Here is a 12,933-nt window from a genome sequence, read left to right as displayed (position 1 = left end):
CCGACGGCGCGGCCATCGGTCCCGCCCCGCTGTCCCGATCGGTGGCCGATCGGGGTGGGGCGGGACCATCCGGCCGGTCAGCCGCGCAGGTGCTCGGTGAGCAGCCGCACCACGGCGTCGACCTGCTCCGCCAGGTAGAAGTGCCCGCCCGGGAAGACCCGCAGGCTGAAGCCGCCGCTGGTGTGCCGCTCCCACTGGGCGACCTGCTCGACCGTGGCGTTGGCGTCGGTATCCCCCACCAGTCCGGTGATCGGCTGCGGGACGACGGCGTCCGGCGCGGCCAGGTACGTCTCGATGGCGGTGTAGTCGGCCCGCAGCGCCGGGATGATCAGCTCGCGCAGCGCCGGCTGGTCGAGGACCCGCTCGTCCGTCCCGCCCAGCCGGATGGTCGCCTCCAGCAGGCCGTCGTCCGACATCTTGTGGACCTCGGTGTCCCGGGGCAGCGAGGGCGCGCGGCCGGCGGACACGAACAGCCGCTCCGGCCCCGCCAGGCCGTCCCGGGTGAAGCGGCGGGCGACCTCGAAGGCGACCGACGCGCCCATGCTGTGCCCGAAGAAGACGATCGGACGGTCCACCCACCCCCGCCGCAGCTCCTGGTAGACCTGTTCGGCGAGTTCCGGCACCGAGTCGATCGTGGGCTCGCTGTAACGGTTCTGTCGGCCCGGGTACTGGACGGCGAGCACGTCGGCGTACGGCGCGAGTGCCTTGGCGTGGTCCAGGTAGTAGCTGGCCGATCCGCCGGCGTGCGGGAAGATCACGATCCGGGCTGGAGCGAAGTCGGACGGGTCGAACCGGCGGAACCACGGGTTGTCGACGGCAGCGCTGCTGGACATGCGGGGTGGGACCTCTCTCCCTGACGGACTGTACTCACACCAGTCTCGCAGCGCGCCTGCACCACCGGGGACGCTTACGCCGCGCCATCCGAATTCCCGGGCCCCGGCCACCGACCCGTGCCGCGCCGGCTCAGTCTTCCTCCGACTCCTCCCACTCCTCCCACTCCTCCGACTCGTCCGGCACGGCCCCCCACGGGTCATCACCCGGGTCCGGCTCGGTCACCCAGCCCGCCGCCAGGACCAGCCCGGACAGCCGGTGCACGGCGAGGAAGCCGAACGGGCGGGTGAAGCCCACCTCGACGAAGCGCTGCAGGTACGGCGGCTTCCGGGTGCTGCCGGCGCTGCCGCCCATCATCCCCATCGCCGTCACCGAGGCGGCCCGGAAACCGCGGGCCGAGAAGGACGCGGTGGCCTTCTGGCGCGCACTGTTGACGAACAGTGGCGGCTCACCGTCCGACAGACCGGGCAGCCGGTCCTCCGTCTCGGACCGGCTGGCGAGCGTCTCCAGTCCGAAGAGCCCGCGGTGGGCGATCAGGTCGTGGCCGGCCTCGACGGTGAACTTCGGGACGCTGACGAACAGGCGGTCCTCCGGCTCGTACCGCCGCACCGCCTCGATCGTCAGCCCCGGGCCGGCGACGCCGACGGGCAGCCGGTCGGCGGTGGTCCGGCGGACCCGCTGCGAGAGCACCCCGATCCCGGCGGACAGCACGTCTCCGGGCGCAGCCTCGGGCTCGCCGAGCAGCAGGTGGACGCTGATGTCGCCGCACCCGAGCACCCGCAGCTCGGTCAACGGCCCGGCGGACGTCTCCAGCAGCGCCGCGCGGTCCAGCAGGGACGTCGCCCGGGTCAGGTAGTGGACGCCCCGGCCCCAACCGTCCGCCGCGTCCTCCCCGAAGGCGCCGTAGTCCCGGAACGGTTTGATCCAGTCCGTCCGGACGGTGAGCGCCGCCGCCAGCACCAGAAGGTTGTCCGGGCCCGGCTCGACCGGCATCTCCTCGATCTGGCCGTCCGTCTGTTCGGCCGCCCAGGCGTACAGCAAAGCGCGGTCGCGCCCCGCATCACCGGTCAGCCGGCCGACCAGGTCCGCCGGGACGGAGGCCAGCCACTCCGAGCTCAGCCGCAGCCGGTCGTCGCTCCAGACCCCGAGCGCGGACCGCACCGCCGGGATGTCCCGCAGCAGGCCGAGCAGGGCACGGGCGCGCTCGGCGGCGACCGCGACCGGCACCCCGAGCGCCTGCGCCAACTCACCCTGGACGGTGGTGCTTCCGGCCGGGGCCAGCAGCCCGAGCAGCGGCCAGACGCCGGCCGGCATCAGGACCGTCCCTCGCCCCGGGTCGGTCTGCCCGACCCAGCGCTCCCCCAACGCGTTGGCCGCCCGTACGGCCTGGGCCCGGCTCATGCGCCCCCCTGCTCGCTCTTTCGGTGCGCCGAGCGTAGGCGGCGCACCGCGTGCGGAGCGAGCGGTTTTCCGGGTCAGGGCCGGAGGCGGGACAGGTGGTCGGCGCGGGTCGGTTGGTGGACGCGGACGGCGCTGCCGTTGCCGAGGACGGTGATCTGCCGTTCGGGGCGCAGGCCGAGCTTGGCCATGACGCGCTCGCCGGTCCACCGCATCACCTCGGGGTCGGCGTTCACCGCTGCCATCGCCGGCACGTCGTCCTCGCGCCAGCGCCGCAGCACCAGCCGGGGAGTCTCGATCGTGACCATCCGCTCGCTCGCTCCCTCCCTCCGCTCAGATCCTCCGCGTGGCCAGGACGGCCGAACTGCCCGGTGCGGTCAGCACTTCGGTGGCCGCCAACGCGGGGTGCGTCAGGTAGTGCAGGCGCAGCCGGTCGACCTCGCCGCCGAAGCGGGGCGGCCAGTGCGGCGAGGGCGTGAAGTCGTCCAGGACCAACAGGCCGCCGGGGGCGAGCAGTTCGACCACCCGGTCGGGGTCGTCGCGCTTGCCGCCGCCGTCACAGAAGAACACGTCGAACGGGGCGTGCTCCTCGAGCAGCCGCCAGTCGCCGTGCAGCACCCGCACGCGGGCATCCTCCTCGAACGACTCCGCCGCACTCCGGGCCAGTCGCCCGTCCCGCTCGACCGTGACCAGCCGGGCGCCCGGGCCGAGTCCGCTGCACAGCCAGGCCGTGCCGACCCCCGCGCCGGTGCCGCTCTCCGCGACCGTCCCGCCCGGTTTGGCCGCGGCGACGAACGCCAGCAGCCGGCCGACCTCCCGGGTGCAGCTCTTGCCGAACCCCAGCCGGGCGGCGACCCGCTCGGCCGCCAACACCCCAGCGGGTACTCCACGTTCCTCGTCGCCCGTCATCCGCTCGCGAACCCCCTCCGACTCCGTACGGCTCCGTGCCATCATGCCGTCATGACCGAGTGGATCACCATCGCCGGCTACCGGAACCGGACCGGCCGCCCGACGCCCATGGCCGTGCTCCGCGCTTGACCGCGTGACCGGGGCATCGACCGGATGCGCTTCCCGCCGGAGGCCGTCCGGTGGGACGCGCCTTGCGACGTCGGTCCGGACGGGCACTGGCAGTGCTGGTTCGACGTGCGGATCGACGCCGACGCCCTGCGCCCCCTCGGGCTCCACCCCGACCAGCCGACCGCCGCCGTCAACGGGCCCAGCCCGCCCGGCTGGCGGCACGCGGAGGCGGAGCGCCTGGCCCGCCGTCACTGAGCCCGGCGCGCCCCACCGAACCGGGCCGCCTCGGCCCTCGACCGGGAGACGGCGTCGAGCAGCAGCACGGACGCCGCCTCCGGGGTCGGCACCGGCCCGCCGGACCGCGCGTGCCGGGTGAACGCCGCCAACAGCCGCCCCAGGCCACGGTGGTGGCGGGCGAAGACCCGGGCGGAGGCGTGCCGCCCGCGCGCCCGCTGGCCGTCGAGGGCGGTGGCGGCGCCGACGTCGAGCAGCACCGGGTGCAGTTCGCGCCCCTGCCGGGCGGCCTCCCGGGCGAGCCAGCGGCGCATCCAGGCGCGGCTGCCGCAGTCGTGCACCAGCAGCGGCCCGCCCCGCCGCACCGAGGCGCGCAGCAGGCGGAAGTGCTCCAGCCGCGCCCACGGCCGGTACACCGCGTACGGCAGGATCGCGGGCATCACCGCCTCGCACGCCTCGTGCACCGTCCGCGGGTCCACCGTCGAGACGGCTCCGGCCGCCGCCCAGCGCCGCAGCAGCGTGCTCTTGCCCGCCCCCGGCAGGCCCGACACCACCACCACGGCCTCGGCCGGGTACCCCACCAGGAACCCCGTCCCGGCCTCGCCCCGCAGGTCCAGCACCCCGCGCGGTGCCACGACCGCCGCCTCCACCTCGCCGCCCACCGCTTCCCCGTCCGTGTCCGACCGCCGACCCTAACAAGTCCGGCGCTCCCGAACCCGCCGGTGGATACGCTGGCGAGCTGACCGATGACCATGTGCGCTGGGGGAGCGACATGCCGGACATCCGCACCTGGCTGCCGTGACGGCTCTGGTCGCCCGCCCCGCTGGCGCCCGTTGCCGGCCCGAGGACGTGATGGCCGTGCGGTTCACCAGCGGCACGACCGGGCGGCCGAAGGGCGTGCTGCGCCGCTTCGCCCGTCCGCCCCGGCCGGCGCTGCTGTCGGGGGCGTGCTTCCTGCTCCGCACCCCGCTGGGTCACGGCGGCGGCGCGACCGCGGACTTCGCGCTGGCGGCGGGCGGCACGGTGGTGCTGCAGGAGGGCTTCGTGGCCGAGGACGTGCTTGCGGCGGTCGAGCGGTACCGGGTGTCCCGGTCGTGCCTGCCGTCGCACCTGCTCTACGGCCTGCTGGACCACCCGTTGCCGGCCGCGACCGGCACCGGGAGCCTGCGGCGGGTCGGCTACACCGGCTGCCCGCCCTCGCCGCGCCGGTTGGCGGAGACGACCCGGCGGCTGGGCCGGGTGCTGCAGCAGACCTACAACCTGACGGAGTGCGGGCCGGTCTCCCGGTTGAGCCCCGACGAGCACCTGGATCCGCGGCTGCTGACCACGGCCGGGCGCCCGTACCCGGACACCGAGGTGTGGACCGGGCGGCCGGTCATCGCCCTGGTGGGGCGCGCGCGGTGGTGTGACGCGCCCCTGTGGCGCTTCGAGCGCCCGCGCGGACCACCTGTCGCGCGGCGGACGGCGGGAAGAGACCGACCGTGGGCACTCGACCGCGCGGGCCGAGCTGCCGATACACCCCGGCGGCGCGCCCTCGCACCGTCCCCAGGAGGCACTCCCTTGACCTGGCTACGCGTCCTGACCGCACTGGGCATCCTCGGCCTGGCGGCCGGTGCCCTGCTCGTCTTCGCCCGCTGCACCGCCCCCTCGCGGGGCCGGCCCATCGCCGGGGCCGCGCCGTCCGACCTCCGGACGGACGCCGAGGGCAGCGGCCTCTTCCAGCGAATGGGCGGTGACGGCTGGGACCGGGTCAGCCCCCCGTGACGTCGTCCGGACGGACCTCGATGTGGTCGGCCGCCAGGTCGACCGCCACCCGGTGCTCCATGCCGAGCGCCTCCAGGAACTTGACCGGCAGCTGCACCCGCCCGGTGCGGTCCAGCATCACGTACTCCCGCTCGTTGATCGACTCCTCGCCGTGCTCGTCCGTCACGGTGCGGCGCAGCACCTCGCTGCTGGTCCGTCCGTCCCGGATCGCCACCGTGCGGCGGACCTCGCCCGCGACCATCGGGTCGTGGGTGACGATCACGACGGTGGTGCCGAGCTCCCGGTTGACGGTGCGGAAGGACTCGAAGATCACCCCCGCGGTCTCGGAGTCCAGCTCGCCGGTCGGCTCGTCGGCGAGCAGCACCGGCGGGTTGTTCGCCATCGCCACCGCGATCGCGACCCGCTGCTGCTGGCCGCCGGAGAGCTCGTTGGGGCGCCGGTGGGCGAGGTGCCCGATCTCCAGCGCCTCCATCAGCTCGGCCACCCGGGCGGCCTTCCCCTTCGGGCCGAGCGCCCCGGCCCGCCGGCCGCGCAGCTGCATCGGCAGGGCGATGTTCTCGGCGGCGGTCAGGAACGGCAGCAGGTTGCGGGCGGTCTGCTGCCAGATGAAGCCCACGACCTCGCGCCGGTAGCGCAGCCGCTCCTTGGCGGACATCTCCAGCAGGTCGCAGCCCGCGACGGTGGCGGTGCCGGCGGTCGGCACGTCCAGCCCGGCGAGGATGGTGAGCAGGGTGGACTTGCCGCTGCCGGAGGCGCCGACCAGGGCGACCAGGTCGCCCTGCTGGATGGTCAGTTCCAGGCCCTGCAGCGCCTGGACCTCGATCCCCTCGGCGCTGAAGATCCGCACCAGCCGGTCGCAGACGATGGCCGCGCCCGCTCCGTACGCCTTGGGGGAGGCGGCGGCGAGGGCCCGCTGCCGGAGCTCCTGCAGGCTGGGGGCCTCGACGGTCGGCCGCTCCTGGGGGGTGCTCTTCACCGCTGAACTCCTGTCTCGACGGTCTCGACGGTCTTGACGGTCTCGCCGGTCCCGGCCGTCCGCCCGCTCCCGGTGCTCTCCGCCGTCACGGCCCGTGCCGCTGGTCCCGCTGTCACGCCTGCTCCCCCGCCCGCAGTTCGGTGGCGATCTGTCGCCGGCCGGCGACCAGCGTCTCCGCCACCACCCCGAGGCCGACCAGCAGGGCCAGGCCCGCGGTGGGCAGCAGCACCGGCATCAGCACGGGGCTGATGACCTCCCCGACCCTGGCGCCGACCAGCGTCGAGATGTCGAAGGCCCCGCCCAGCAGGGCGACCGCCGCCAGCGCGACCAGGCCGCCGCCGACGGCCGCCGCCAGGGTCTGCGGCAGCGCCTCGGTGACGATCAGCGCCAGCCCCTGCCGGGGTCGCAGGCCCATGGTGCGCAGCCGGGCGAGGAGGGCCGTGCGGTCGGGTGCGGCTCGGAACAGTGTCAGCAGGACGGCGAGCAGGGCGAATCCGGCTCCGGCGGCGGCCGCGTACCAGAACAGCCGTCCGGCGGCGTGCTGCAGCGGGTCGTCGGCGAGCTGGGTGACGGTTTCCCGGCTGCTGTGCACGGTGTATCCGGCGGGTAGGCCGTGGGTGGACCTGCCGGCGGCCGCGGCGTCCTCCGCGACCAGTCTGGCCAGGCCGGTCGGCTGGGACCGGCCGTTGTCCCGCAGTGCGGACCTGACCTGCTCGGGGTCGACGTCGCCGACGGCGAACCACTTGTTCGTCCGTTTGGTGTCCGGCAGCCGCTCCCAGGCGGGGCCGGCGGGAACGACGACGAACGGCTTGCCCGGGTCGGGCAGGGCGGGGGTGGCGGGGACGATCCCGGCGACGGTGAGGCGCAGGCCGTTCCCGTTGGGCGTGCGCATCTCGGCCGGGCCGGCGGCCAGGCGCTTGGCCAGGTCGCGGCTGAACAGGGCGGGCACCGGGGTGTCCCGGCCGCCGGGCGTCCCGGCGAGCTTCGCCGGGTCGAACTCGCCGACCCCGAGGGTGCGGGCGATCTCGGCGTAGGCCGTGGGCTCGATCGCCACCAGGTAGGCCTCGGTGTACGCCTGGTCAGCGCCGACGAAGCGGGCCTTGGGCTCGACCCAGGCCCCGGTGGAGGCGTGGACGCCGGGCAGTGCGGCGGCGGCCTTGGTGAAGGACTCGGGCAGGGTGGCGTAGTCCGGGAGGGAGACGCCGATGTCCCCGCCCGTGGCGATGCGCGCGGCGCGGCTGCGGACGTGGTCGACGGTGTCGAGCACGGTGGCGCCGAAGCCGGTCGTGGTGACGGCGATCAGCAGGGCGAGCAGCGGCAGCACGGACGGCTTGCGGCGTCCCGAGGTGTCCCGGGCGGCGCGGGCCAGGCCGAGGAAGGCGATCAGACCACGCCCCCGGGCGGCGAGTCTGGCCAGCCGGCCGACCGCGACCGGCTCGATCCTCGCCAGCAGCAGCCCGCCGCTGACGGCGAGCAGCAGCGGGGCGGCGACCAGCAGCGGGTCCAGTCCGCCGCCCGAGCCGACGCCGCGGCGGCGGACCTCCGCCACGGCCGCGACGGTGACCGCGAGGACGGCGAGTTCGCCGACCAGCCAGCGCCGGCCGCCGGCGGGCTTCCGCCGCGACCACAGCAGGGCGGTGCGGGCCGGGAAGGCCAGCAGGGCGAGCAGCGCCGCGGCCAGGGCGGCCAGTACCGACTGGCCCCACCGGGGGGTGGGCAGCAGCACCATCGCCAGGGCCGTCCCGAGCACGGCGGCGGGCAGGACGGTGGCCGCGCCCTCGCCGACCAGTCGCAGCAGCACCCCGGTGCGGGAGCCGCCGCGGGCCTGGAGCAGCCGGATCTCGCCGGTGCGCCGGTCGGTGGTGAGGGCGGCGGCCAGGAACAGCACCACGGTGGCGACGCCCGCGACCCCGGCCGGGCCGATCGTGCTCAGTGGCAGCGAGGCCCGGTAGCGCTCGTCCGCCCGGGTGAGGATGTCGGGCAGGCCCGAGCTGGTGTGCAGGTCCGAGCGCCGGGTCTCGGAGATCAGGGCGCTTGCGCCGGGCCCGGTCAGGAACGAGCTGATGGTGTTGCGGGTCCGGTCGAGCTGGTCGGCCCGCAGCGTTGCGGGGTCGACGGGCAGCCGCCAGAAGTTCTCGCCGCCCGAGCCCCAGCGGGCCAGCGCGGGCAGGCTGCCTCCGTCGACGAAGCCGCTGGTCGTCCAGTGCTCGTGCTCGCGGGTGGCGTTCAGGCAGGCGCGGGCCGGGCAGCCCAGGTCGTCCCAGAACGGGTCGTGGGGATCGTTGATCCGGTAGAAGCCGACCACCACGGTGCTCCGTTGGGTGCCCGAACCCTCGACGCCGTTGTCGATGACGTCGCCGAGCTTGATGTGGATGGTCTCGGCGGCTTGCTTGCTGATCACGATCGGCAGCGGGCCGTGGCCGTCGCCGCGGGTCGGCCAGGTGCCGTCGGTCAGGGTGGCCCGGGCGGCCAGGTCGTGCAGGTGGAGCAGGCTGAGCACGGGGTCGTTCGCGTCGGAGATCCGGACGTACTCCCGGTTGGCCATGCCGCGCGAGCTCAGCGCCTTGGCGCCGTAGGCCTGGCCTGACCCGGACAGCGTGAGCTGTCGGCCGACCTTCGCGGTGAGCTTCTGCTCCACCCGGTCGAGCTCGGCGGCGTTGTCGTCGTTCTGAGTCCTGGAAGTGGTCTGCAGGCTGGTCGGGTTGAGGCCCTTCTGGCTGACGAAGGCGCGGAGCGCCGCGTCCGCGCCCCGGTCCGCGACGCGGGGGAAGGCCGCCGCGAGGAAGACCGTGACGAAGGCGAGGGCCGCCATCAGCACCGCGGCCAGCGGGCTGGCCCGCAGCCTGGTGCGGACCCAGGGCGCGGGGCGGTGGGCGGTCTCAGGGGTGGGCACGCCGGTGCCGGCCTGGATGGTCACATCTCCTCCACGTGGCGCAGCCGGCCGGCCACGTCCCGACGGCGGCGTCCGATGAGGAAGCCCGACAGCAGCGGGACGACGGCGATCGCGGCCGCGAGCAACAGGGCCTGGCCGACCGGCAGTTCGATCAGGGCCTCGGGCATCGGTTGCCGGGCGGCGGGCGTCAGCACCACGAACGGCACGATCAGGTGGACGAGCAGGGCCCCCAGAGCGAGCCCGACGGTGCCGCCGAGACCGACCAGCAGCGCCTGTTCGGCGGCGACGGTACGGCTGACCTGCTTGCGCGGCGCGCCCAGGGCGAGCAGCAGCGCGGAGTCCCGGGCGCGCTCGTGGGCGGAGCCGGCCACGGCGGCGACGAAGCCGATCGCGGCGAGCACGGCGGTGACGAGCGCGATCGCCATCAGCGCGTTCTGCGGGGCGGCGCCCACCGGGTCGCTGAGCAGCCCTTCGGCCACCTCGCCGGAGAGCTGGACGTCCTGGGAGCCCGGGGCGGACCGCAGGGCGACGGCGGCCTCGGCCGGGGTGCGGTCGCCGGGCCCGGTCGCGGGCAGCCACCACTCGGCGTGGCTGGGCACGGAACGGCCCTGGGCGGCCAGCAGCCGCGCCACGGTGCCCAGGTCGACGACGAGCGCGGTGCGGCCGGCAACCGGCACGGCCTCGACCGCCCCGGTGACCTTGACCGGCAGGGTGATCCCGGCGAACGGCACCCGGATGGTGTCGCCGACCGAGGCGCCGGTGAGCTTCAGGTAGTCCTGGGTGGCGACGCCGGACACCGTCGTCGGGGCGGTCGCCCCGACCGGGCTGAGGACGGTCCGGATGGTGTCCCCGGTGCCGTTCGCGAAGGCGAAGTCGACGGTGAACAGCTGGTTGGCGTCGGCCGGGTCGGGCCGGACGACGGCCGGAGGCCCGGACTTGGTGCTCGCGGTCGCCGCGACGTCGGGCGCCCTCCAGGAGAGCCCGGCCGGCACCGGGACGTCGGCTGCGGGGCCGTCGGCGCTGTCGGAGACGGCCAGCCCGCGCACGGTGATCTCGCCGTCGGCGCGGTCGCTGTAGGACACGGTCGCCCCGACCACGGTGAGCGGGGCGGCGGCGGAGCCCATCGGGGCGTCGACCAGCGCGCTCAGCGGGGCCGAGGCGCGCAGGTCGCCGTTGACCGGGAGGGCGGCGAACGGGGCCTTGTGGACGTAGCCGAAGCGGTCCCGCAGCAGCAGCGCCACCTCCGGGGGCGCGTCGGACACCATGTGCAGGGTGCCGGGCAGCGGGATCTTCCCGTGGAAGTTCTGGTGGATGGAGAGGTCGGCGTCGATCCGCAGCGGGCGGCCGGGCAGCGGCACTCCGGCCGCCGCCCCGGTCGGGGCCGGCTCGGCGAGCGGGCGGAACAGCTCCCCGCCGGAGTGCCCGCCGAGCAGGTCAACGCGGACCGGGACGCGGTCGGCGAAGGCCGCGGTGTCCACCACGAGCAGTTGCGCGGTGCCGTTCGACAGCGGCTGTTCCTCGCGGGCCACCGGGACCAGCCGGTCGCCGCCGGGCAGGGCGCCGTAGCGGCCGCCCTGGCCCATCAGCGCGCTGTGCGCGGCGGAGATCCTCAGGCCGCCGCCGGTGGCGAACGCGGCCTGGTCGCGCTGGGAGGCGGTCCAGGTGGCGTGCTGGCCGAGGGCGAGCACGCCGGTGGCCACGGCCATGACGAGCAGCAGCACCGGCCCGGTCGCCCGGGCGGGCTGACGGGCCAGCTGCCAGCCGACCATGGCCGGGCCGAGGCCGCTGCCCCGGGCGGCGACCCGGGCGCCCAGCCGGGCGACCAGCGGCAGCAGGCGCAGCACGACCAGGGTTCCCGCGCACAGCGCCAGCGTGGGGGTGGCGACCAGCAGCAGGTCGACCCCGAGCCTGCCGGAGGAGTCGGTGGACAGCCCGCCGCCGTACTGGTCGAGCTGCTGGTAGGCGAGCACCGCCAGCGCGAGCACCGCGAGGTCGCCGCCGTTGCGGGCGACTCCGGAGACCAGCGCCTGGCGGCGGCCGGCCTTGCGGCGCAGGGCGGCGCCGGCGCCGCGCAGCAGGCTGGGCAGGGTGGCCAGCATGATGCAGACGAGGGCGCCGATGACGGCCACCGGCCAGAGCGTCCAGCTCAGGCGGGTGTCCAGGGCGACCTGGTGGGACCGGCCGAAGCCCGCCAGGACGCGGACCAGGAACGGGGTGAGCAGGGGTGCGAACACCGCGGCCGGGAGTGCCAGCAGCACCGACTCCAGGGCGGTGAAGCCGCCGAGCCGGGCACCGGAGGCGCCGCGTGCGGCGAGCAACTCGTTCTCCCGTTCCTGGCGGGCCGAGATCAGCCGGACGACCAACAGCAGGGCGGCTGTGGCCAGCACCGCCAGCTGGAGGGCGCCGATCAGCAGGGTGGACCGGGCGACCATCAGACTTGCCGACAGTTCGCGTACCAGATCCGGGAGTTCGGTGTCGGCGCTGAGCGAGGACGTCTTCCCCAGGTCGTCGTTCAGGCCCTGGGTCCGCTCGCCGATGGCCTCGGCGATGTCCTGGTCGACGCCCGCGAAGTCGGCGTCGAGCAGCCACCCGCGGCTGCTCTGCGGCAGACCGCCCGCGGTGAAGGCGCTCTGGTCGACCATCATCGGGCCGTAGGTGGTGAACCCGCCGGTCTCGACCTCGTGGCCGCCGACCGGGTCGATGCGCCAGTACGGGGCGGACGGGTCGACGGCCCGGTAGGTGCCGGTGATCCGGACGGCCAGCGGCTTGCCGTCGAGCCGGTCGGCGAGCTGGACGTCCGCGGGCAGCGCCTGGGCGGCCAGGCCGAGCCTGGCCAGCAGGGCCTGCGGGACGGCGACCTGGAGGGCGGCGGACCGGACCGGACCGGTGACGGCGCCCGGCCAGGCGCCGGCGGTCAGCCGCACCTGGTTGCGGTCGAGGTCGGCGAGGACCGTCAGGTCGACCTTGGCCGTGCTGGACTGGCCGGCCGTCGCGGTTGCGGGGGCGGGCGTTGCGGGGGCGGGGGTTCTGGCGGTGGGGGTCCCGGCGGTGGGGGTTCCCGTTGCGGGGGTTCCCGTTGCGGGCGTGCCGGCCGCAGCGGTCCCGGCTGACGCGGCGTCGCCGCCTGGTAGGCCGTAGGAGCGGCTGCGCAGCAGGCTGTCGGTGCGTACGGGCAGCTCACCGAAGAGCTTCTGCCGGTATGAGGCGAGCGCCTCCTCGTCCTTCTGCCGCTGATCCAGGCCGTGTTCGGCGGTCACCACCACCGAGGTCCGGGCATGGCTCGAGCCCTGGAGCGCCTGCCGCAGGCCGGCCTGGCCGACGCTGCTGTTGAAGGTCACCAGGGCGGTCAACACCGCCGTGGTGATCAGCACCGTCAACAGGACGGCAGCAGCCAGCGGCAATCGTCCGCGCAGTCTGCGCACGACGAAGCCGAGCATCACGTTCCTCCCCCGGTCGCGTCCCCGGTCGCAGCCCAGCCCCACCCGTCGATCCGGCCCCGCCCGGACACACATCGGCCACAGACGGACACCTCACGGGCACACCGGCGCAGTGATCACCGACCAAACGGTCACCGGATAGCGGACGATGCTGTCAGATTCGATCCGGGAACGGAAGGGACTTGCGCGAATCAAGTAACCAATGAGCAAATTCCTTGCATTGATAGGATCCCCGCCGGCAACGAGCCGCTGAAATGCCATGCACACTTCACAACTTTGGCTTCACCACCCGTCCTTGGCCGGGGATCTTCCCTTTCGCGAATTCCCCGCGGGACGGGTGAACCCGCGAACTCGCCTCACCCGTTGACCCGGACAGAACCGGG

At 75.0% G+C, this 12,933-nt stretch carries 10 protein-coding genes; 2 read left to right on the top strand and 8 right to left on the bottom strand.

The genetic code is table 11. The features are described 5' to 3' along the window. Window positions 1–77: 77 nt before the first annotated feature. The 4 genes from O1G21_RS35890 to O1G21_RS35875 all read right to left on the bottom strand — a co-directional run bounded on the left by O1G21_RS35890 (window position 78) and on the right by O1G21_RS35875 (window position 3,138). Window positions 78–833 (bottom strand): thioesterase II family protein, encoded by a 756-nt coding sequence (locus tag O1G21_RS35890; protein WP_270149687.1) that lies wholly within the window; start codon window positions 831–833, stop codon window positions 78–80. A 130-nt stretch (window positions 834–963) separates the two neighbouring features. Further along, the gene (locus O1G21_RS35885) at window positions 964–2,232 is read right to left on the bottom strand and encodes a serpin family protein (RefSeq protein WP_270149685.1); all 1,269 of its coding nucleotides are present in this window, start codon (window positions 2,230–2,232) and stop codon (window positions 964–966) included. 74 nt (window positions 2,233–2,306) lie between these two features. Continuing rightward, the gene (locus O1G21_RS41510; RefSeq protein ID WP_333493528.1) at window positions 2,307–2,537 is read right to left on the bottom strand and encodes a GNAT family N-acetyltransferase; all 231 of its coding nucleotides are present in this window, start codon (window positions 2,535–2,537) and stop codon (window positions 2,307–2,309) included. A 25-nt stretch (window positions 2,538–2,562) separates the two neighbouring features. Next, window positions 2,563–3,138, bottom strand: coding sequence for an O-methyltransferase (locus O1G21_RS35875; RefSeq protein ID WP_270149683.1), 576 nt, complete (start codon window positions 3,136–3,138; stop codon window positions 2,563–2,565). A 153-nt stretch (window positions 3,139–3,291) separates the two neighbouring features. Between O1G21_RS35875 and O1G21_RS35870 the strand changes: the two genes are divergently transcribed. Beyond that, window positions 3,292–3,501 carry a hypothetical protein gene (locus O1G21_RS35870; protein WP_270149681.1) on the top strand — a complete coding sequence of 70 codons (210 nt, stop codon included), beginning with the start codon at window positions 3,292–3,294 and terminating at the stop codon, window positions 3,499–3,501. Here O1G21_RS35870 and O1G21_RS35865 read toward each other — a convergent pair. After that, window positions 3,495–4,142 (bottom strand): AAA family ATPase, encoded by a 648-nt coding sequence (locus tag O1G21_RS35865; RefSeq protein WP_270149680.1) that lies wholly within the window; start codon window positions 4,140–4,142, stop codon window positions 3,495–3,497. The two genes, O1G21_RS35870 and O1G21_RS35865, sit on opposite strands and share 7 nt — an antisense overlap. A gap of 136 nt (window positions 4,143–4,278) precedes the next feature. Here O1G21_RS35865 and O1G21_RS35860 point away from each other — a divergent pair, with 136 nt between their 5' ends. Beyond that, a complete protein-coding gene (locus O1G21_RS35860) occupies window positions 4,279–5,244 on the top strand; it encodes an AMP-binding protein (protein ID WP_270149678.1) in 966 nt (321 codons plus the stop codon). Here the strand turns inward: O1G21_RS35860 and O1G21_RS35855 are convergent. From O1G21_RS35855 to O1G21_RS35845, 3 genes are all read right to left on the bottom strand, one after another. Beyond that, window positions 5,231–6,220: an ABC transporter ATP-binding protein gene (locus tag O1G21_RS35855; RefSeq protein WP_270149675.1), complete on the bottom strand. Its 990-nt coding sequence runs from the start codon at window positions 6,218–6,220 to the stop codon at window positions 5,231–5,233. The genes O1G21_RS35860 and O1G21_RS35855 overlap by 14 nt on opposite strands. 112 nt (window positions 6,221–6,332) lie before the next feature. Continuing rightward, complete coding sequence (locus O1G21_RS35850; protein ID WP_270149674.1) at window positions 6,333–9,137, bottom strand: hypothetical protein; 2,805 nt, start codon at window positions 9,135–9,137, stop codon at window positions 6,333–6,335. Continuing rightward, window positions 9,134–12,550 (bottom strand): ABC transporter permease, encoded by a 3,417-nt coding sequence (locus O1G21_RS35845; protein WP_270149671.1) that lies wholly within the window; start codon window positions 12,548–12,550, stop codon window positions 9,134–9,136. Before O1G21_RS35845 ends, O1G21_RS35850 begins: the two co-directional genes overlap by 4 nt. Window positions 12,551–12,933 lie beyond the last annotated feature (383 nt).

The organism is Kitasatospora cathayae (genome assembly GCF_027627435.1).
GTDB lineage: Bacteria > Actinomycetota > Actinomycetes > Streptomycetales > Streptomycetaceae > Kitasatospora > Kitasatospora cathayae.
Note: the sequence above shows the minus strand (reverse complement) of the source record. Positions and strands in the feature narration are given on the sequence as shown.

Coding starts and splice junctions, on each gene's coding strand:
- O1G21_RS35890 (WP_270149687.1), bottom strand. CDS start 833: ATGTCCAGCAGCGCTGCCGTCGACAACCCGTGGTTCCGCCGGTTCGAC.
- O1G21_RS35885 (WP_270149685.1), bottom strand. CDS start 2,232: ATGAGCCGGGCCCAGGCCGTACGGGCGGCCAACGCGTTGGGGGAGCGC.
- O1G21_RS41510 (WP_333493528.1), bottom strand. CDS start 2,537: ATGGTCACGATCGAGACTCCCCGGCTGGTGCTGCGGCGCTGGCGCGAG.
- O1G21_RS35875 (WP_270149683.1), bottom strand. CDS start 3,138: ATGACGGGCGACGAGGAACGTGGAGTACCCGCTGGGGTGTTGGCGGCC.
- O1G21_RS35870 (WP_270149681.1), top strand. CDS start 3,292: ATGCGCTTCCCGCCGGAGGCCGTCCGGTGGGACGCGCCTTGCGACGTC.
- O1G21_RS35845 (WP_270149671.1), bottom strand. CDS start 12,550: ATGCTCGGCTTCGTCGTGCGCAGACTGCGCGGACGATTGCCGCTGGCT.